This is a genomic window from uncultured Microbacterium sp. (assembly GCF_900078385.1).
In the GTDB taxonomy this organism is placed as follows: Bacteria; Actinomycetota; Actinomycetes; order Actinomycetales; family Microbacteriaceae; genus Microbacterium.
Genome location: NZ_FLQR01000007.1, coordinates 194,977 through 214,528 on the forward strand (window position 1 = coordinate 194,977; position 19,552 = coordinate 214,528).

Consider the following 19,552-nt stretch of genomic DNA (forward strand, 5'->3'; position numbering starts at 1 on the left):
CGTCGGCAGACGGGTCCAACTCGCTATCTTTCACCCGACCCGGCGAGGAATCGCCCCCGGCACGCAATTCGTAACGAGACTGAAACCCGGCGCGGGCGACACCGGATGCCCCGGTCGCCACGCCTCGCGGGCCGACGCGTCAGTCGACGGCGGTGAGCGCGAGCGCCCGACCGCGGCGGCGGATCGGGTCCTGGTACCGGGCGGGCGTGACCGTGATGTCGCTCGTGTCGTCGAACCACGTCCCCTCGCCGCGCCGGCCGCGGAGGCGGCGGATCGCGAGGATGGCGCGCACCAGCGGCGTGCCGAGCGCGAGGGCGACGGCGCCCGACGCCGTGCGGTCCTCCGCGCCGAGCACGGCCTTGCGATGCCAGGCGGCATGCAGCGCGCCGCCGCGCGGCGCCGGGACGCGGCGGGCCGGCAGCTCGCCGCGTCGGCGCTGGGTCACGAGTTCCTCGACGCGCGCCCACCAGGTCGACGCCGCGGGATCGTGGAAATAGTTCTCATCCAGCCAGGCGGGGTCCGGATGCCGGAACCGGCGCGCGACGACGTCATCCGCGTCCCCGAACAGGCCGCTGCCGACGAAGACGGTGTTGAGGTGGAGCTTGGACACGCCGAACGTGTCCAGCGCGATCACCGGCACGCCCATCGCGATGGCCTCGACGGCCGCCGTGGAGCTCACCGTGACGAGGCCTTCCGCACGGGACAGCGCGACGGCCATCGGCTCGTGCGAGAAGACGAGGTTGGCCGGACGCTCGCGCAGCAGCTCCTGGTACGCGGCGCGCTCGAAGTGGGTCTCGTGCTCGCCGAGCTCGGCCCGGGAGCGGAGCTTGACGACCACGCGTCGCGTCGGGTCCGCCGAGGCGGCGCGGCGGAGGATGTCGGCGAGGGCCGCGCGCTCGGCGCGCTCCCGCGGCACGATGGCCTGCGCCGCGAACACGAGGTCGGTGCCGCGGCCGTCGGAGGGTGCAGTTCTCGTGTACGGCAGGGTCGCCAGTCCCAGCTCGAGCGGTGCGCCGAGCCGCGTCGCCAGGTCGCGGAAGGCGCGCACCTCGCGGTGCGAGTGCACGACCATGAGGTCGGTGTGGCGGCGGTACAGCGCCGCCCCCCGCTGCGCGGGGATCGACATGCCGGGAAGACCCGAGACGACGACGGGCCGCACCGGCAGCCGGTCCACCTGCCGCAGCACGAGGCGCACGAACGGTCCGCGCCCGGCCACGACGACCGCATCGGGCCGGTCCGACGCGAGCCACGGTGCCAGGCCGTCGTGGTCGAGCCGGGTCACGTCGGCGCCGGTCAGGTCGGTGCCGGCCAGCGCCGCCCGCTCCTGCTCGGCGCTCACGATGAGCGGCGTCCGCACGAGGACGAGGTGCGGATTGACCGCCGGGACGGCAGCGATGAGCGCCGCCGCCCACTTCACGAACGAGTCGGCATCGGCGATCGCCACGACCCGCAGCCGCGGTCGGCGGTCGGCGCGGCCGCTCATGCCGGGACGCGCCGGAGCTTCGCCATCGGGGCGAGCTCGCCGGGGTAGATCCGCTTGACGCCGTCGCCGAGCGCCGTCTCGATGACGCGGATGTCGCGCACGAGGTGCTCGAGGCCCGCGGGCTCCAAGGAGGCGGCGTGGTCCGAACCCCACATCGTGCGGTCGAGCGTGATGTGCCGCTCGACGGCGACGGCGCCGAGCGCGACGGCCGCGAGGGAGATCTGCAGGCCGCGCTCGTGGCCGGAGTAGCCGATGGGGATGCCCGCGTACCGGTCGCGGAGGGTCGCGATGACCTTGAGGTTGGCCTCCTCCGGCTCCATCGGATAGGTGGAGGTGGCGTGCATGAGGACGACGCGGTCGGTGCCGAGGACGCCGAGCGCCCGGTCGATCTGCTCGATCGTCGACATCCCGGTGGACAGGATCACCGGCTTGCCGGTCTCGCGCAGCGCCTCGAGGAGGGCCGTGTCGGTGAGGCTCGCGGAGGCCACCTTGTGCGCGACGACGTTGAGTCCCTCGAGGAAGGCGACGCTCGGCACGTCCCACGGCGAGGCGAACCAGTCGAGGCCGGACATCGTGGCGTAGTCGCCGATCTCGACGTACTCGGCCTCGCCGAACTCGACCCGGTGCCGGTACTGCAGGTAGGTCATCGTCCCCCACGGCGTCTCGCGCAGCGTGTCGCGCATGTGCTCGGGGGTGGCGATGTCCGGCGTCCGCTTCTGGAACTTCACGGCGTTCGCGCCGGACCGCGCGGCGACGTCGATGAGCTGCTTGGCGAGCTCGACGTCGCCGTTGTGGTTCAGGCCGATCTCGGCGATCACGTAGACGGGGTTCCCGCCGCCCAGAACGTGCGATCCGATGCTGACGGTCATGTCCGTTTCCTCTCGTCGGTGACTGCACGACCAGCGTCCGCGGAGGGCATGAACGGCGTGTGAACCCCGGGTGGCGACCGGCGGGCGGGCGGCTGTCAGGCGCGCAACAGGCGCTCGGCGAGCTCCCGCACGGCGCCCTGTCCGCCGGTGCGGTGAAGGACAAGGCGCGCCGCGGCGCGGACCTCGGGGTGCGCGTCGGCGACCGCGACGGGCCACCCGACGAGCGCCATGACGGCGAGGTCGTTCACGTCGTTGCCGAGGTACGCGATGCGCGCCGGCGCGATCTCATTCTCGGCGGCCCAGGCGGCGAGCGCGGCAGCCTTGTCCGCGACGCCGTGCAGCACCGGCACGCGGAGCTTCTCGCCGCGGGCGCGCACGACCGGGTGGGTCTCGGTCGACAGGATCAGGACCGGGATGCCGGCGCGGCGCAGCAGCGCGACCCCCATTCCGTCGGAGCGGCTGACGCGGACGTGCTCCCCGCCGTGGGCATCCACCCACGCGGTGTCGTCGGTGTGCACGCCGTCGAAGTCGGTGACGACGGCATCGACGTCGATGGCCTCCGGCGCATCGAGGAGCGCGGCGATCGCCGCCGCGACGGCGAGCTGCTCCGTGTCGTCGATCTCGATCGCACTCGCCTCGGGGACCTCGATGATCGCCGTGCGACCGAAGAAGCGATGCCGTGCGGCGCGGAAGCCGGCGGCGCCGAAGGCGTAGAACGCCCCCGTCTCGAGGTGGTGCGGCGTGCGATCCTGCCGGCGCGGGCGGTGAGCGGGGTCATGGTTGACACCGTGCGCGGCGCCGTCCGGCGCGCGTTCCCAGAGGAAGCCGTAGGTGGCGTACGCGGAGAAGGCGCTGTCGTACCCGCCGCTCTGCACGGCGTCGACGGCACGGTCGATCCCGTCGCTCGGGATGAAGGGCGAGGTGGCCTGCAGGAAGACGACGGTGCCGGGGCGGATGCCGTCCCGCTCCAGGGCGTCCAGCGCGTGCAGGACGGCGCTCTCCGAGGACGCGGTGTCACCGGCGAGCTCGACGGGTCGCGCGACGATCCGCGCGCCCGCGGCGGCAGCGGCCTCCGCGATCTCCGGGTCGTCGGTGGAGACGACGACGAGGTCCACGCGCGTCGCGGCCTGCGCGGCGCGGACGGCGCGGACGATGAGCGGCACGCCGCCGACCCGCCGGACGTTCTTCCGCGGGACGCCCTTCGACCCACCGCGGGCGGGGATGACGGCCACGACGCTCATCGTCGTCCCTCGAGCGCTCTCCACGCGCGGGCGGCCCGGCGCCCGGCACCGCGGAACGTCAGACGCAGCTCCTCCAGGCGACCGGCGACGCCGCCGCGGGCGAGCAGACGTGCGACGGGGCCGGGCGGGCGGCCGCCCGGCAGCCCCAGCTCGGTCAGCCGGCGCTCCGGGACGTAGTGCGCACGCTCGGCCGGAGCGAGGTCGGCGAGGAAGGCCTCGGCCCTCGGCCTCAGATGCGCGGCGATCCTCGGCTGCATCGCGTAGCCCACCGTCTCGATCAGGTGCTGCAGCCGCGTGGGCGAGGCGTAGGGGGTGTCGTCGCGGGTGAGCGCGTCGACGATCGTGACGGGGATGCGGTTGCCGTTCTCGTACGGTCGCAGTCTCCGCAGGAGCAGCTCGTTGCCGGCCGATGCGATCGGCGTGCCGAAGAGCGCGTGCACGGTCGGCAGTGCGGTGGAGAACCCCGCCACGACGCCGACGGTCCGGAGGCGCGCGGCGACGATCTCCGCGGGGACGTCGCCGTCGTAGACCTCGATCTCGACGCCGTGCCGGCGAGCGCGCTCCACGACGGCGGCCGCGATCGAGGGCGCCGCGGAGGGATGCGGCTTGAACACGATCCGGCGCGGCGACCAGGCCAGGGCCCGGTCGACCATCTCCTCCTGCATCGCGCTCTCCTCCGCGCTCGACACGAGGCCGAGGTCGGCGAGGTACTGCCCGAGGATCAGCACGGTCGGCGCCGCGGACGCGGCGAGGGCGTCCAGCTCCGGATCGTCCGCCGTGGCGGCGACCTCCTCCACGATCGAGCGGAACCGCTCCAGCGGCACCGGAAGCCGCCGTGCGCCGGTCTCGGCGAACAGCAGCGGCTCGACGCCGGGCAGGACGTCGGCGTACGCCACCTCGCGGATGCGGCCGGTGAGCGCTGCCGGCATCCGATCGCGGATCGGGGAGTAGGTCATCAGCCCGTCGCCGATGATCGTGATCGGTGCGCCGGGGAAGAGCATCGCGAGCGTGCGGGATGGGGGCACCTGCGGGCTCTGCAGGTAGAGCTCGACGGGCCCGTCGCCTGCACCCCACGCCCGGCGCAGGAGCCGTTCGAGCGTGGGCAGATCGTCCGCGGCGGGACTCCACTGCACAGGGGGCGCCGGCGCGACCAGGGCGTTGAGCGACTCGACGCGGTCGAACCGGCCGAGGAGGCCGTGCAGGTGTGCGGACTCGTCGATCCCCGTGCTGGTCTCCGGCACGCGCGCGGCGTTGACCGCGAGGAGGATCCGCGGGCCCGTCGGCGCCGGGAGCAGCCCGGCGTCGAGGGCCGCGGCCGCCGTCATGAGTCCGTAGGCGGAGTTGAGGACGAAGATCTGCGTCACGAGGCGCGCACCTCCCGGATGCGCGGGGCCAGCAGCCGTCGCCGTCGGTCCGACATCCCCGCGAGCGACCGGTCGAGGATGTCGGCGGGCACGGGGCGCAGCAGATCACGCACCCCGGCCCGTAGGTCGGCGCGGGTCGACGGCGACATGGCCCTCGAGCGGGAGAGGTGGTGCGCGCACACGGCGAGCGTCGTCGCGACGATCTTCGGGAGGAAGCGGGTCGCCTCGGCGTCGGCTTCGACGCGGGCCAGGGCCTGCCCGAACGCCGGGATGAAGTCGAGCTGGCGCCGGTCGACGACCTGGGTGAGCGAGTTCGAGACGCCCCGCCGGTAGAGCAGGGTCGGCGCGTCGACGACGGCGAACGACGCCGCGTCGAGGTGGAGGCCCCAGATCCAGGGACGGTCCTCGGCCGTGAAGAGCCCCTCGGGGAAGGCGGCGAGGCCGTCGTCGTGCACACGGCGATGGAACATGCCCGCCCAGGCATACGGGTAGTCCACCATTGTGTTCTCGTCGGCCGGGAGGATCGCCTCCCGCGGCGGCACCGCCGTGCCGCGCCACGCGAACGGCGCCCGCACGAGCTGTCGGCGCCCCTCGGTGACGGTCACGTGGTCGGTGCGGACGAAGTCGCAAGCGAGGGTGCGCATGGCGTCGACGAGCGTCTGCAGCCGCTGCGGCTGCATCCAGTCGTCGCCGTCCACGAAGCAGAAGTACTCGCCCTCCAGGTGCGCGAGACCCTGGTTGCGCGCTGACGCCAAGCCGACGGGTTCGGGATTGCGCAGGACCTCGACGTGCTCGAGGCGCTCCGCGAAGTGCCGCATCTGCGTCCCGGTGTCATCGCGCGACCCGTCGTCGATCGCGACGAGCTTGAGGAGCGAGGGATCGTCGAACTGCCGGGCGAGGGTGGTCAGGGTCGTCCCGATGTACGCCCCGGCGTCCTTCGCGGGCAGGATGACGGTCACGAAAGGCTTCGGCACGCCGTGATGCTCGCAAGCCTCCGTGACGCGGTGGTGGCGGGCGGGTGAACACCCGGGGGCTACCCCCCGCCGTCGAGCCCGAAGTGCACGAGCTCCGGCTCATCGAGCATCCGCGAGCGGATGAGGAATCGCATGCCCGTCGGTCCCTCCACGCTGAAGCCGGCCCCGCGGCCCGGAACGACGTCGATCGTGAGGTGCGTGTACTTCCAGTATTCGAACTGCGACTCCGACATGAACACCTCGATCCTCTGCTCGAGGCCGACGTCGAGGTCGCCGAGCTTCTCGTCGCTCGGGCCGATGAGGAACATGCCGATCGGGAAGCACATCGGTGCGCTGCCGTCGCAGCAGCCGCCGGACTGATGGAACATGAGCGGTCCGTGCTGCGCGGTGAGGGTGCGCAGCAGGGCCGCCGCGGCTTCCGTCACGGCGACCCTGCTGAACGTGTCTGTCGTCATGGCTGCGTGGTCACGGTTCAGAAGAACCCCATGGCCCCTTCGGCGTAGGACACGAGGAGGTTCTTCGTCTGCTGGTAGTGGTCCAGCATCTTCAGGTGGTTCTCGCGGCCGATCCCGGACTGCTTGTATCCGCCGAACGCAGCGTGCGCCGGGTACTGGTGATACGTGTTCGTCCACACGCGTCCGGCCTCGATCGCCCGTCCCGCGCGGTACGCGGTGTCACCGGAACGGCTCCAGACACCGGCTCCGAGACCGTAGAGGGTGTCATTGGCGATCCCGATCGCGTCGTCGAAGTCGTCGAAGCTCGTCACCGAGACGACGGGACCGAAGATCTCCTCCTGGAAGATCCGCATGTCGTTCGTGCCTTCGAACACCGTCGGCGCGACGTAGTAGCCGCCGGACAGCTCTCCGCCGAGGTCGACCCGCTCGCCGCCGGTGAGCAGCTTCGCGCCGCCGGCCTTGCCGATGTCGATGTAGCTCAGGATCTTCTCGAGCTGGTCGTTGGAGGCCTGCGCGCCGATCATGGTGGCCGGGTCGAGCGGGTTGCCCTGCACGATCTTGCCGACGCGGTCCAGTCCGTCGCCGAGGAACTGGTCGTAGATCGAGCGCTGGATGAGAGCGCGCGACGGGCAGGTGCACACCTCGCCCTGGTTGAGGGCGAAGAACGAGAAGCCCTCCAGCGCCTTGTCGTAGTAGTCGTCGCGATTGCGTGCGACGTCCTCGAAGAAGACGTTCGCGCTCTTGCCGCCGAGCTCCAGCGTGACGGGGATGAGGTTCTGCGACGCGTACTGCATGATGAGGCGCCCCGTCGTGGTCTCGCCCGTGAAGGCGACCTTGCGGATGCGCTTGTGCTGCGCGAGGGGCGCGCCGGCTTCGATCCCGAAGCCGTTGACGATGTTGACGACGCCGGCCGGCAGCAGGTCGCCGATGATCTCGAACAGGAAGAGGATCGACGCGGGCGTCTGCTCGGCAGGCTTGAGCACGACGCAGTTGCCGGCGGCGAGGGCGGGGGCGAGCTTCCAGGTCGCCATGAGGATCGGGAAGTTCCACGGGATGATCTGCCCGACCACGCCCAGCGGCTCGTGGAAGTGGTACGCGACGGTGTCCTCGTCGATCTGGCTGAGCGAGCCCTCCTGCGCGCGCAGGACGCCGGCGAAGTAGCGGAAGTGGTCGACGGCGAGCGGGATGTCGGCGGCGAGTGTCTCGCGCACCGGCTTGCCGTTCTCCCAGGTCTCGGCGACGGCGATGCGCTCGAGGTTCTCCTCGATGCGGTCGGCGATCTTGTTGAGGATGTTGGCGCGGTCGGCCGGGGTCGTGCGCTTCCACGACTCGAACGCCTTCCACGCGACGTCGACGGCGCGGTCGATGTCCTCGACCGTCCCCCGCCCGACCTCGCAGAACGGCTTGCCGGTGACCGGCGTGATGTTCTCGAAGTACTGGCCCTTGACGGGGTCGACGAACTCGCCGCCGATGTAGTGGCCGTAGCGCGCCCGGTACTCGGCGACCGCGCCGCGCTGGCCGGGTGCCGCGTAGACGCTCGAGACGCCCTCTTCCACGATGGTCATGTTGTCTCCTTCGACAGGACGCGGCTCCGCTGCCGCGTTCGGGATGTCGTCGAAGCTAGACGGCGCAACGTTGCATCCCGTTGCACCCGGGGAGGTTCAGCCGCGCAGCGCCTCGTCGACGGCGGCTGTCAGGGAGAGGAACCGCGTGTTGCCGGCGAGATCCTCGACGAGCACCGCGGCGCCGTCGGGGCCCGCGAGCGGGATCTGCCAGTTCGGGTACTCCTTGTCGGTCCCCGGCTGGTTCTGCACGCGCCGCTCGCCGATGGCATCCACGAGCGCGAGGCCGATCAGCAGCGACGGCGACGCCGTGATGAGCACGTTGAGCGCCTCGATGACCTCCTCCTCCGTCGCCTGCGCGCCGATGAGGCCGCGGTCGCGGAGGAGCCGCAGCATCGCGTCGCGCTCGGCCGCCGCGTCGGCGAGCGCCTCGTCGACGGACTGCTCGAGCAGGCCCAGCCGGGCCCGCAGTGCGACGTGCTCGTCGGCGAGGTAGCCGGCCGTCGGCGGCAGGTCATGCGTGTTGACGGTCGCGAGCAGCTCCCGGCGCCAGCGCTCCGGCGGGCGCGGACCGTCCTCCTCCTGCTCGAACCAGAGCACCGACGTGCCGAGGATGCCGCGTCCGGAGAGGTAGTCGCGCACCCAGGGCTCGACGTTGCCGAGGTCCTCGCCGATCAGCACGGCGCCGGCGCGCTGCGCCTCGAGGGCGAGCACCCCGATCATGGCCTCGTGGTCGTAGCGCACGTAGGTGCCGGCGCCCGCGCCGAGGCCCGTCGGGATCCACCACAGCCGGAACAGGCCGATGACATGGTCGATGCGCAGCGCCCCGGCATGGCGGAGGAGGGTGCGGATCATGTCGCGCAGCGGCGCGTAGCCCGCCTCGGCGAGCGCGCGCGGCAGCCACGGCGGCTGGTTCCAGTTCTGGCCCTGCTGGTTGTACATGTCCGGGGGCGCACCGACCGTGATCCCCTGCGCGTACATGCCGCGGAGCGACCACGCGTCCGAGCCCTGCGTGTGCACGCCGACCGCGAGGTCGTGCATGACGCCGATGCGCATGCCGGATGCCGTCGCCGCCGCCTGGGCGATCTCGACCTGCTGGTCGGCGATCCACTGCAGCCACACGTGGAAGTCGACGCGGTCGGCGAGCTGGGCGCGGAGCCCGGTGACGAGCGCGGAGGCGATGTCGGCGGCCTCGGCGGGCCGCTCGGCATCCGCGTAGTGCTCTTCGAGAGCGCACCACAGCGCGAAGTCCTGCAGCGGCTGCCCTTCGCGCTGCAGGAAGGCGTCGAGCTCGGCCTGGCGGGCGGTGGATCGCGGCGCGGCATGGATGAGCTCGAGAGCCGCGCGCTTGGCGGTCCACACCGCGTCCCGGTCGATGCGGGAGGGGTCGGTGTCGCTCGGAGCGACGACGGCGCGCGCTTCCTCGACGAGCGCGCGCTCGGCGGGCGGCAAGTAGGCGACCTCGCGGATGTCTTCGGGACGCACGTACAGCGGCGCGAGGAAGCGGCGGGTCGCGGGGAGGTACGGCGACGGCTCGATGGGCACCGTCACCTCGGCGGCGTGGATCGGGTTCACGAGGAGGAAGTCCGCCCCGCGGGCACCCGCGACGGTCGCGAGGTCGGCGAGGTCGGCGAAGTCGCCCATGCCCCACGAGTCCTGCGACCGGACGGAGTACAGCTGCGCCATGAGACCCCAGGCGCGGCCGTGCCGACCGGGCCTGCTCGGCGGCTCGGGGAGCCGGTCGGGGGTGACCACGAGCGTGGACTGCGCCGTGCGGTCGGCCTCGGCCGAGCCGTACGGACGCTGCCAGGCGTGCAGCGTGTGCCAGCCGAGCGGGAGGTCGGCCGGCAGAGGCACGTGCACCCGCCAGACGAGGACGCCGTCGACCTCGCGCGCCTCCGGACGCTGGTCGGGGATCGCGAGGTCGCGCCACGATCCGTCCTCGAGGGCGATGCTGAGCGACACGTCGTGGCGGTCGGCCACATGGGCGAACAGGCTCCCCGGCCGCTGCCGCAGGACGACGGAGGGCGGGAGCAACTCGCGCCACGGCTCCTCGAGCACGGCGGCCAGTGCGACGGCGACATCCGCGTCGGTCTGCGGGTCGACCCCCATCGCCCGCAGCACCGCGCGGAGGGTCGCGGCGGGGACGTGGACGTCCTCGCCGAAGAAGGACCAGTAGTGCGTCGCGACGCCGTGCGCCTCGGCGAGCGCCGCGAGGGCGGGGCCGGGTCGATCGTCGGATGCCGGAATCTCGCTCATCGTCGTCCCTTCCTCTGCGTTCATCCTGCCAGTGCCCCGCGCCTCACCCCTCCAGGGCGGCGATCCGCGCGACGAGCCCCGCGCGCTTCGGCGACCGGGCGGGCAGCATCCGCAGCGCGAGACCCAGCGCCTCGCGGTCATCCGTCCCCTCGGCCGTATCGGCGTACGCGAGGAGCACGTCCACCGACGCCTCGGCCAGGAGCGCCTCGCGCAGCGCGCCCCGCACGGTCGCACGGAACTCCTCGACGCCGGGCGCGACCGAATCGGGGAGCACGGGGCCGCGGTAGGCGGCGAGCGCGACGCGGTGGGCTCCGCGGTCGAGCAGCGACACGACGTGGTGCGCGTCGGTCTCGAGCTTGACCGGCAGCCGGTACGGACGGGAGGCCGGCACGAGGTGCGGGGCGACGGCCTCCAGCGCGCGACGCAGCCGGACGAGCTCGGGGCGCAGCGTGTCGACGGCGTCGTCGCCGTACACGAGCTCGCCGAGCCGCTCGGCGGACAGGCCCTGCCGGTGCACCGCGAGCATGAGGAGGATCTCGGCGTGCCGCGCCGTCAACTCGGTCACCGTCTCGCCGTCGGGCCCCGCGACTTCGAGCAGGGCGCGGTCGCGGCCGAGGACGCGCAGGGTCGTGGTGTCGGGGGCTCGGACCGCGACGGGGCGTCGGCGGGTCGGGGCGGCGCGCGCCCGGAGCCGGGCGACGAGGAGCTCGCCCTCGATGGCGCGGGCCGTGGCGTCCACGAGCAGCTGCGCCTGCGGGGTGACGGCCTCGCTGCCGCCCGTGACGTCGATCACGCCGATCAGGCGGCGCGTCTCGGGGTCGTGGACGGGCGCCGCGGTGCACGACCAGGACTGCACGAGACGGTTGTAGTGCTCGGCGCCGTGGATCTGCACCGACCGGTCGAGGGTGAGCGCCGTTCCGGGGGCGGATGTGCCGACCGCCTCCTCCGACCAGTTCGCGCCGGCGACGAAGCCCATGTCGCCGGTGAGGGTCCGGACGCCGCGGTCGCCCTCGACCCACAGCAGTCGGCCCGCCGCGTCGCCGACCGCGACGACCACGCCCGAGTCGGCCTCCGGCAGCAGCAGGGCGCGCACCATGTCCATGGCCCCGGCCAGCGGATGCGCGCTGCGGTACGCCTCGAGCTCCTCGGCGGTCAGCTCGAGCGGCGGGAGCCCCTCCGCGCCGACGAGCAGCGCGAGCGATCGACGCCACGAGTCCCGGACGAGCGGGCGGATGTCACCGAGCCTCGGATCGGCCGTGTTGCCCCCGACGAGCTCCTCGTGCGCGCGCTCGATCAGCAGGCGGGAGTTCTCCGGGGAGACCTCGCGCCGTGGCGACCACGACGAGGGCACGGGCGACTCCGATCGACGGTGAAGGAGCGTGCGCCCAGTGTAAGCGGACGCGGATGCCGTCGGTCAGGCGCGGTCCGCCCACCACTGCCGCAGGCGCTGCTCCGCGGCATCCGGCCCCAGGATGCCCTCGTCCAGGCGGAGGTCGAGCAGGAACCGGTACGCCTGGCCCACCTCGGGCCCCGGGCGGATGCCGAGCACCTCCTGGATGCGGTTGCCGTCGAGCTCGGGACGCATGGCCTCGAGCTCCTCCTGCTCGGCGAGCTCCGCGATCCGGCGCTCGATGTCGTCGTACGCCGACTTGAGCCGTGCGGCCTTCCGGCGATTGCGCGTCGTGACGTCCGCACGGGTGAGGATGTGCAGGCGCTCGAGCTCGGAGCCGGCGTCGCGCACGTACCGCCGGACCGCCGAGTCGGTCCACGCTCCCTCGGCATAGCCGAAGAACCGCAGGTGCTGCTCGATGAGCTGCGCCACCGACGAGATCGTGTCGCCGTCGAAGCGGAGAGCCTGCAGGCGCTTGCGCGCCATCCGCGCACCCTTCACATCGTGATGGTGGAAGCTCACGCCGCCTTCCGGTTCGAGCTTCCGCGTCGCGGGCTTGCCGATGTCGTGCAGGAGCGCGGCGAGCCGCAGGGTCACGTCCGGGGCGGCATCCGGGTGCCGCTCCCGCTCGAGGTCGATGGCCTGGCTCAGGACCGTAAGGGAGTGCTCGTAGACGTCCTTGTGGTGGTGGTGCTCGTCGACCTCGAGCCGCAGCGCGGGCACTTCGGGGAGGAACTGCTCGATGAGGCCGGTCTCGACGAGGATCCGGATGCCGCGAACCGGCGCGTCGGTCTGCAGGAGCTTGACGAGCTCGCCCTGGATGCGCTCCGGACTGACGATCGCGAGCGTCTCGCGCAACCGCTCGATCGCGTCCAGCACCTCCGGCGACGGGTCGAACCCGAGCTGCGCGGCGAAGCGGGCGGCGCGGAGCATGCGGAGCGGATCGTCGCCGAAGCTCACGGCGGGGTCGACGGGCGTCCGCAGCGCCCCCGCGACGAGGTCCTCGACGCCGCCGGCCGGATCGACGAGCGCGGGGCCCGGCACCCGGAGCGCCATCGCGTTGACGGTGAAGTCCCGGCGCCGCAGGTCGTCCTCGAGCGTGTCGCCGAATTCGACGGTGGGCTTGCGGGTCACGCCGTCGTAGCTGTCCGCCCGGTACGTCGTGATCTCGACCTGCTCGCCGCGCACGCGGGCACCGATGGTGCCGAAGGCGCGGCCGATGTCCCAGTGCGCGCTCGCGAGCGGCTTCACGATCCGCAGGATGTCATCCGGCCGGGCGTTCGTCGTGAAGTCGAGGTCGTTCGTCACGCGGCCGAGCAGCGCGTCGCGCACCGGTCCGCCCACGACGGAGAGCTCGAATCCCGCCGCCGCGAAGGCCTCACCGAGGCTCGCCACGACCGGCGAAGCGGCGAGGGCGCCCAGGCGCGCGACTCCCTCGGCCATGTTGAGCATGGGTTCGAGCCTACCCGCGGGCGGCCTCACCCCCAGGCGAGGAACCTGGTGAACAGGAGCTCCCGCACACGCGGCAGCAGATCGGCGGACAGCTCCCCGGCATCCACGTCGAGGAGGTCGGCGATCGCCGAGATCAGCGCACCGACCGGCAGGTCGCCGTCGCACGCGCCCACGAGCGCCGCGAGCGCCGGGTCGACCTGGAGGGTGCGGGCGAAGCCGCCGCCCTGCCGCAGCTCGATGACACTCGGCGCCTCGGCGCCCGGCAGGTGATGCCGCGCCTCGGTGACGTCGTCCGCGACGGTGAGCACGGCGCGACGCAGCGCGTCGTCGTCGGTGACGGCCAGCCGGTCCCACGCGGACAGCGCCGCACCGAGATGGATGCCGAGGGAATCCCCGACGCCCTGCGTGATCCGCTCGTACCGCGCGAGGGTCGGCGCTCCCTCGGCCCGGCGCAGCAGCAGGTAGCCGAACCCGACGGCCGTGACCTCACGCCCCGCGAAGTCCCGCAGCCAGGCCTCGACGAGCCGTCCGTGCGCGGGCGAGCCCGGCGCCGTTCCGCCGTCCCGCACCCACAGCTCGGCGTAGGCGAGCGGGTCGAGGAGCTCCCGCTCGATGACCCAGGCATCCAGCGGCACGGGCGAGGCGGCGACCCACTCCCGCACGCGGTCAAGGCCCTCCGCACCGGCGCGGTACTCCCAGTTGCCGAGGAGCTGGGCGGTGCCGCCGGGGGCGAGCACCGAACCGACGCCGCTCACGAACGCCGCGACGAGGTCGTCCCCTGCCATCCCGCCGTCGCGGTACTCGTACTCCGGGACGCCCTCGACGCGCGGCGTGATGACGAACGGCGGATTGGAGACGACGCGGTCGAACAGCTCGCCGGCGACCGGCTCGAAGAGGCTGCCGAGGCGCACCTCGATGCCGTCGACGTCGTTGAGGAGGGCGTTGAGGGCCGCGAACCACAGGGCGCGCGCGGACACGTCCGTCGCGACGACGCGATCCACCGTGCGTCGCGCCCGCAGTGCCTGGATGCCGCAGCCCGTGCCGACGTCGAGCGCGGCCACGGCATGGCCGGGCAGCTGCAGACCCGCGAGCGTGAGGGACGCTCCGCCGACACCGAGCACGTGGTCGGTCGGCAGCGCCCCGCCGAGAGCGGCCTCGTCGAGGTCGCTCGCGATCCACCACTGTCCGCTGCCGCTCGCGTCGGCGAAGTCCTGCGGGCGCACGAGGGCCGTCGCCCGCACAGCGTCGCCGTCCCGCGCGGCGAGACCCAGCGCGCACAGACCGTCGCCGCCGAGCGCGGGCAGCGCGGCGTCGAGGGCGGCGACCGGGACCGCGACGCCGAGGAACAGCACGCGGCACAGCACCGCGAGCGCGTCGCCGCGTTCGCCGAGCGCGGCGAGCGCGGGGCCGCGCAGCCCGTGGCCGACCGCCTCGTCGGCGAGCGGCCCCCACGCGTCGCGGACGGCGTCGGCCGTGTACCCCGCGGCCGTCAGGTCCGCGCGGAGCGCGGCGGCGAGGGTGGGGTCGGGATTCGGTGCAGAGGTCACCGGTCCATTCAATCGTGCCCCGCACGGCCGGTCACGGGGACCCCTCAGGGGCGGGCCCATAGAATCGCACCTGATCGTGCGGCCATGGATCGCACAGGAGTGAATCCCCGCCATGACCATGACATCGCCCTCGCCGGGCCCGCGCGCCGCGCGCCCGCGTCGTGCGCCGCGCGCACCGCGTGTGCGGCTCGCCGCCGCCGTGGCGGCGATCTTGGCCCTCGTCCTGACCCCCGTGGCGGCCGTGGCGGCCGGCCCGCCGCCCAGCCGGCCGCTCACCTTCGCGATGGCGCCGCGGGGCGACGGCATCCCGGTCGACGGCCAGAGTCTCATCGTCTCGCTCACGGCGGGGAACCCCACCGACTCGACGGTCGCCGCCGGCGACGTCACGATCGCGATCGGGCGCGACGCGCTGCGCACGCGCACATCGCTGGACGCGTGGCTCGGCGGCGACCGTCCGTCGCTCCGGCTCACCCCGATCGCCACGACGAGGATCGACGCACTCGCGGCGCACGGCGTGCGCACGACGACGAGCGCCATCGAACCGGCCGACTCCGGGATCGATGATCTGGCGCCGGGGGTGTACCCCCTGCTGGCGACGTACTCGTCGGCCCAGGGCGACCTCACGTCCGCGAGTGTCGTCACGATCCCGGACGAGGATGCCGCGGCCGCCGACGTCGCCGTCGTCGTCCCGATCACGGCGGGGGGCCTCAGCGACGGGCTGCTCACGGCCGAGCAGCTCAGCGAACTCACCGCCGACGGGGGCACCCTCCGCGACCAGCTCGACGCCGTCGCCGGCACGGCCGCGATCCTCGCGGTCGACCCCGCCCTCCCGGCGGCGATCCGCGTCCTCGGCCAGTCGGCACCGCCGTCGGCGGTCACCTGGCTCGATGACCTGCTGGCCTTCCCCAACCCGCGGTTCGCGCTGCAGTTCGGCGACGCCGACCTCGCAGCCCAGGTCGCCGCCGGCCTCAGCCGCCCGCTCTCGCCGCTGCCGCTCACGTCCTACCTGGATCCCGCGAACTTCACCGAGAGCGACGCCGAGACCCCCGAGCCGAGTCCGACGCCCGGCGGCGACCCGTCGCTGCCCGACCTCGAGGAGCTCACCGACCTCGGGACCTCCGCCGGCACGATCCTCTGGCCCGCGACCGGCACGGCGGGCGCGGAGACCGTTGCGGCACTGGGTGAGGTGGTCGTGGACGACGCGGCATCGGTCACCCTCGTCTCCTCCGATGCGACGACGGCGACGGGTGCCGTCCCGGCGCGGGCCGCCGCGGGCGACGCGCAGCTGCTCGTCTACGACGCGGCCGTCTCGGCAGCCCTCCGCACCGCCGCGGCGGCGGAGGATGCCGTCCCGCGCGCCGCCGCGCAGGCCGCCGCGGTCGCCTACGCGCAGACCGCCGGCCGGGAGAACCCCGGTGCCACGCTGCTCGTGACGGTCGACCGCGGCGTCGACCGATCGCGCGCCGCCCTGCACGACGCCGTCACGACGGCGACGGACCTGCCGGGGCGTGCGCCGGTCACCCTGCGCGAGGTCCTCGACGACGCCCCCGCGGCCGTCGAGCTGCGGTCGGTGGAGCCCGATGTCGCGCGCGTCGCCGCGCTCCGCGCGTTCCAGGACGACGAGACCGAGCTGACCGCCTTCGCGACGATCCTCGAGGATGCCACGCTGCTCACCGGCTCGGAGCGCGCCGCGGTCCTGCAGCTGCTCGGCAACGGCTGGCGGGGCGAGCTCGAGCAGTGGGGCGACGCCGTGGCGGAGCATCGCGCGCAGAGCCGGGCCACCCTCGGCGCCGTCGCGATCGTCCCCGCCGGCGACAAGACGCTGCTGGGGTCGGCCGCGCCGATGCGATTCTCGATCCGCAACGACCTGCGCTGGCCCGTCTCCCTCGTGCTCATCGCCTCGCCGAACGACCCGCGACTCGTCGTCCAGCGGACCACGCCCGTCGAAGCCGAAGCCGCGCAGAACACCCGCGCCGAGGTGCCCGTCGAGGCCCGCGTGGGCTCGGGCGAGTCCACGATCGATCTGCAGCTGCGGAGCCCCTCGATGGTCGCGATCGGCGGTCCGGTCTCGGTCGGCGTGAACGTGCAGGCCGAGTGGGAGTCGGTGGGCGTCATCGTCATGGGCGTCCTGGTCGTGGGTCTCCTGGTCCTCGGCGTCATCCGCACGGTGCGGCGCATGCGGCGACGGCGCGAGACCCCCGGCGCGTCGCCCGCCGTGACGCCCGGCGAGGAGACGCCGGAGGTCGCCGATGTCTAGCCTGTCCCGCGCCAGCGCGACCGTCGCGGCCGGCACGCTCGTCTCCCGCATCACGGGGCTCCTCCGCAACATCGTGCTCGCGGCCGCCCTCGGCACGATCGGCACGCGCGCCGCCGACGCGTTCGCGATCGCCAATCAGCTGCCGAACAACATCTACGCGATCATCTCCTCTGGCCTGCTCGCGGGCGTGATCGTGCCCCAGATCGTCAAGGCCGCCGCGCACAGGGACGGCGGCAACGCGTTCGTCTCCAAGCTGCTGACGCTCGGCATCGTCGCCCTGGCGGCCACGACCGTCGTCGCCGTGGTGGCGGCGCCCCTCCTCGTCCAGCTGTACGGCTCTCGGCTCAGTCCGGAGAGCGCGGCACTCACCCTCGCATTCGCCTACTGGTGCCTTCCGCAGCTGCTCTTCTACGGCCTGTACGCGCTCCTCGGCGAGATCCTCAACGCGCGGCGGGTGTTCGGTCCGTTCGCGTGGTCGCCGATCATCAACAACGTCGTCTCGATCGCCGGCTTCGCCGCGTTCATCTGGGTCTTCGGGCTGCACCGCGACGCGACGGGCTGGACGCCCGAGATGGTCGCGCTGATGGGCGGCACGGCGACCCTCGGGATCGTCGCGCAGGCGCTCGTCCTCCTGCTGTTCTGGCGCCGCGCGGGGCTGCACGTCCGCCCCGACTTCGCCTGGCGGGGAATCGGCCTCCGGCACATCGCCCGGCTGGCCGGGTGGACGTTCCTCATGGTGGTGGTCGGACAGCTCGCCGGCCTCGTGCAGACCAACCTCGTCGGCAGCGCGTCCGGTGAGGGCGCCTCCGTCGCGGCGCTGCAGTACGCGTGGCTCGTGTTCATGCTGCCGTTCTCGGTCATCGTGCTCTCGATCGGCACCCCGTACTTCACACGACTGAGCGAACACGTCGCGGCCGGTCGGCACGAAGCGATCCGCACCGACCTCGACGCCTCCATCCGCATCATCGGCGTCTTCATGGTGGGCGCGCTGGCCGCGATCGTCGCGGCCATCCTCCCCGTCTCGCGCATCTTCACCGACGGCCCGAGCGGCGCCGTGCAGTTCGCACTCGTGCTCGGCGCCTACCTCGTCGCACTGCTCCCGCTGTCGATTCAGTTCGGCATCCAGCGCACGTTCTACGCCCACCACGACACCCGCACGCCGTTCGTGTTCACCGCCGTGCAGGCCGTCCTCGTCATCCTCACGGCGATCGCGGCCTATCTCCTGCTGCCGCTGCCCCTGCTGGGGTTCGGGATCGCGCTCGGCCAATCCATCGCGAACATCGTCCAGCTGTGCCTCGCCGTCTGGCTGCTGCGGCGGAAGATCGGCCCGCTGGCCCTCCGCCCCGCCGCGGTGTCGTACCTGCGCTTCCTCGCCGCCGCGGTCCCCGCCGCCGCGGCGGGATGGCTCACCTTCCTCCTGCTGGGCGGGATCGACGGCTGGGCGACCTCGGACAAGGGCCCCGCGGTCCTCGCGACGATCGTGATCGCGGCGGTCGCCCTGCTCGTGTACCTCGCCGCTCTGGGCCTCCTGCGCGCCCCCGAGCTGCGGACCGCCGTCGACGCGGCCCGACGCTTCCTCCCGGGTCGCTGAGGATGCCTGTCGTGGCGGCGACGGGAATGTCCCGCGCTTACCATGGGTTGAATGCGCTGGGGCGGTTGGTGCCCCGCATCTGAGAGGGGCGACGCCGTGCGGCAGGTCATCATCATCGGCTCGGGACCGGCGGGCTACACCGCTGCCATCTACGCGGCGCGCGCGAACCTCGAGCCGCTCGTGATCGCCAGCTCGGTCGAGGCCGGCGGGGAACTCATGAACACCACCGAGGTGGAGAACTTCCCCGGATTCCCCGAGGGCATCATGGGTCCCGACCTCATGGCGAAGATGCAGGAGCAGGCCGAGCGGTTCGGTGCCACGGTGCTCTACGACGACGTCGTCGAGCTCGACATCGCCGGCGACATCAAGAAGATCACCCTCGGCAGCGGCGCCACCCACGAGGCGGAGTCCCTGGTCTTCGCGACCGGCTCCGCGCCGCGCAAGATCGGCATCGAGGGCGAGTCGCGCCTGTCGGGGCGCGGCGTCTCGTACTGCGCCACGTGCGACGGCTTCTTCTTCCGCGAGCGCGTCATCGCGGTCGTGGGCGGCGGCGACTCGGCGATGGAGGAGGCGACCTTCCTCACGAAGTTCGCCTCGAAGGTCTACGTCATCCACCGCCGCGGCGAGCTGCGCGCCTCCAAGATCATGCAGGACCGCGCGATGGCGAACGAGAAGATCGAGTTCATCTGGAACAGCGAAGTCGTCGACATCCTCGGTGAGGATGCCGTGACCGGCGTCGTCCTGGAGGACACCGTCGACGGATCGACGCGCGAACTGCCGCTGCAGGGTGTCTTCGTCGCGATCGGCTACGACCCCCGCACGCACCTCGTGCACAAGAGCCTCGACCTCACCGAGCACGGCACCGTCTGGGTGGACGGCCGCACGTCCCGCACGTCGGTCCCCGGCGTCTTCGCGGCGGGCGACGTCATCGACCCGACCTACCGTCAGGCCGTCACGGCCGCCGGCAGCGGGACCGTCGCCGCTCTCGACGTCGAGCACTACCTCGCCGCGCGCGGCGACGCGGGGCTTCCGGCCTCCGACGTCGCGGAGATCGACGGCCTCGCGGACGTCGGCGTGGCCTGAGCGGAACAAAGCGCGCGCCCCGCAC

The 19,552-nt window shown here is 73.0% G+C and carries 14 protein-coding genes; 3 read left to right on the top strand and 11 right to left on the bottom strand.

The annotated features are described in order from the left end of the window. Positions 1–139: 139 nt before the first annotated feature. The 11 genes from QZL85_RS08655 to QZL85_RS08705 all read right to left on the bottom strand — a co-directional run bounded on the left by QZL85_RS08655 (position 140) and on the right by QZL85_RS08705 (position 14,596). The gene (locus QZL85_RS08655; RefSeq protein WP_295576080.1) at positions 140–1,483 is read right to left on the bottom strand and encodes a DUF6716 putative glycosyltransferase; all 1,344 of its coding nucleotides are present in this window, start codon (positions 1,481–1,483) and stop codon (positions 140–142) included. Beyond that, positions 1,480–2,352: an N-acetylneuraminate synthase family protein gene (locus QZL85_RS08660; protein ID WP_295576081.1), complete on the bottom strand. Its 873-nt coding sequence runs from the start codon at positions 2,350–2,352 to the stop codon at positions 1,480–1,482. Before QZL85_RS08660 ends, QZL85_RS08655 begins: the two co-directional genes overlap by 4 nt. A gap of 95 nt (positions 2,353–2,447) precedes the next feature. Next, entirely contained in the window at positions 2,448–3,593 is a 1,146-nt protein-coding gene (locus tag QZL85_RS08665; RefSeq protein ID WP_295576083.1) for an acylneuraminate cytidylyltransferase, read from the bottom strand. Then, on the bottom strand, positions 3,590–4,957 hold the full coding sequence (locus QZL85_RS08670) for a polysialyltransferase family glycosyltransferase (protein WP_295576085.1): 1,368 nt from the start codon (positions 4,955–4,957) through the stop codon (positions 3,590–3,592). The genes QZL85_RS08665 and QZL85_RS08670 overlap by 4 nt, the downstream gene beginning before the upstream one ends. Next, positions 4,954–5,931 (bottom strand): glycosyltransferase family 2 protein, encoded by a 978-nt coding sequence (locus tag QZL85_RS08675; RefSeq protein WP_295576087.1) that lies wholly within the window; start codon positions 5,929–5,931, stop codon positions 4,954–4,956. Before QZL85_RS08675 ends, QZL85_RS08670 begins: the two co-directional genes overlap by 4 nt. A gap of 59 nt (positions 5,932–5,990) precedes the next feature. Beyond that, positions 5,991–6,386: a DUF779 domain-containing protein gene (locus tag QZL85_RS08680; protein ID WP_295576089.1), complete on the bottom strand. Its 396-nt coding sequence runs from the start codon at positions 6,384–6,386 to the stop codon at positions 5,991–5,993. Between the two features lie 17 nt (positions 6,387–6,403). Next, positions 6,404–7,951 (bottom strand): aldehyde dehydrogenase family protein, encoded by a 1,548-nt coding sequence (locus QZL85_RS08685; RefSeq protein WP_295576091.1) that lies wholly within the window; start codon positions 7,949–7,951, stop codon positions 6,404–6,406. A gap of 96 nt (positions 7,952–8,047) precedes the next feature. Then, entirely contained in the window at positions 8,048–10,207 is a 2,160-nt protein-coding gene (gene malQ / locus QZL85_RS08690; protein WP_295576093.1) for a 4-alpha-glucanotransferase, read from the bottom strand. 43 nt (positions 10,208–10,250) lie between these two features. Next, complete coding sequence (locus QZL85_RS08695) at positions 10,251–11,558, bottom strand: GAF domain-containing protein (protein ID WP_295576095.1); 1,308 nt, start codon at positions 11,556–11,558, stop codon at positions 10,251–10,253. Positions 11,559–11,621: 63 nt separating this feature from the next. Continuing rightward, positions 11,622–13,049: a CCA tRNA nucleotidyltransferase gene (locus QZL85_RS08700; protein ID WP_295576098.1), complete on the bottom strand. Its 1,428-nt coding sequence runs from the start codon at positions 13,047–13,049 to the stop codon at positions 11,622–11,624. Positions 13,050–13,075: 26 nt separating this feature from the next. Next, positions 13,076–14,596: a methyltransferase gene (locus QZL85_RS08705; protein ID WP_295576099.1), complete on the bottom strand. Its 1,521-nt coding sequence runs from the start codon at positions 14,594–14,596 to the stop codon at positions 13,076–13,078. A 112-nt stretch (positions 14,597–14,708) separates the two neighbouring features. On the opposite strand from QZL85_RS08705, the gene QZL85_RS08710 reads away from it, so the two are divergent. The 3 genes from QZL85_RS08710 to trxB all read left to right on the top strand — a co-directional run bounded on the left by QZL85_RS08710 (position 14,709) and on the right by trxB (position 19,527). After that, positions 14,709–16,853 carry a DUF6049 family protein gene (locus QZL85_RS08710; protein ID WP_295576101.1) on the top strand — a complete coding sequence of 715 codons (2,145 nt, stop codon included), beginning with the start codon at positions 14,709–14,711 and terminating at the stop codon, positions 16,851–16,853. Next, the gene (gene murJ, locus QZL85_RS08715; protein WP_295576103.1) at positions 16,846–18,444 is read left to right on the top strand and encodes a murein biosynthesis integral membrane protein MurJ; all 1,599 of its coding nucleotides are present in this window, start codon (positions 16,846–16,848) and stop codon (positions 18,442–18,444) included. Before QZL85_RS08710 ends, murJ begins: the two co-directional genes overlap by 8 nt. A gap of 96 nt (positions 18,445–18,540) precedes the next feature. Next, positions 18,541–19,527, top strand: coding sequence for a thioredoxin-disulfide reductase (gene trxB, locus QZL85_RS08720; protein ID WP_295576105.1), 987 nt, complete (start codon positions 18,541–18,543; stop codon positions 19,525–19,527). The last annotated feature ends 25 nt before the right edge of the window (positions 19,528–19,552 follow it).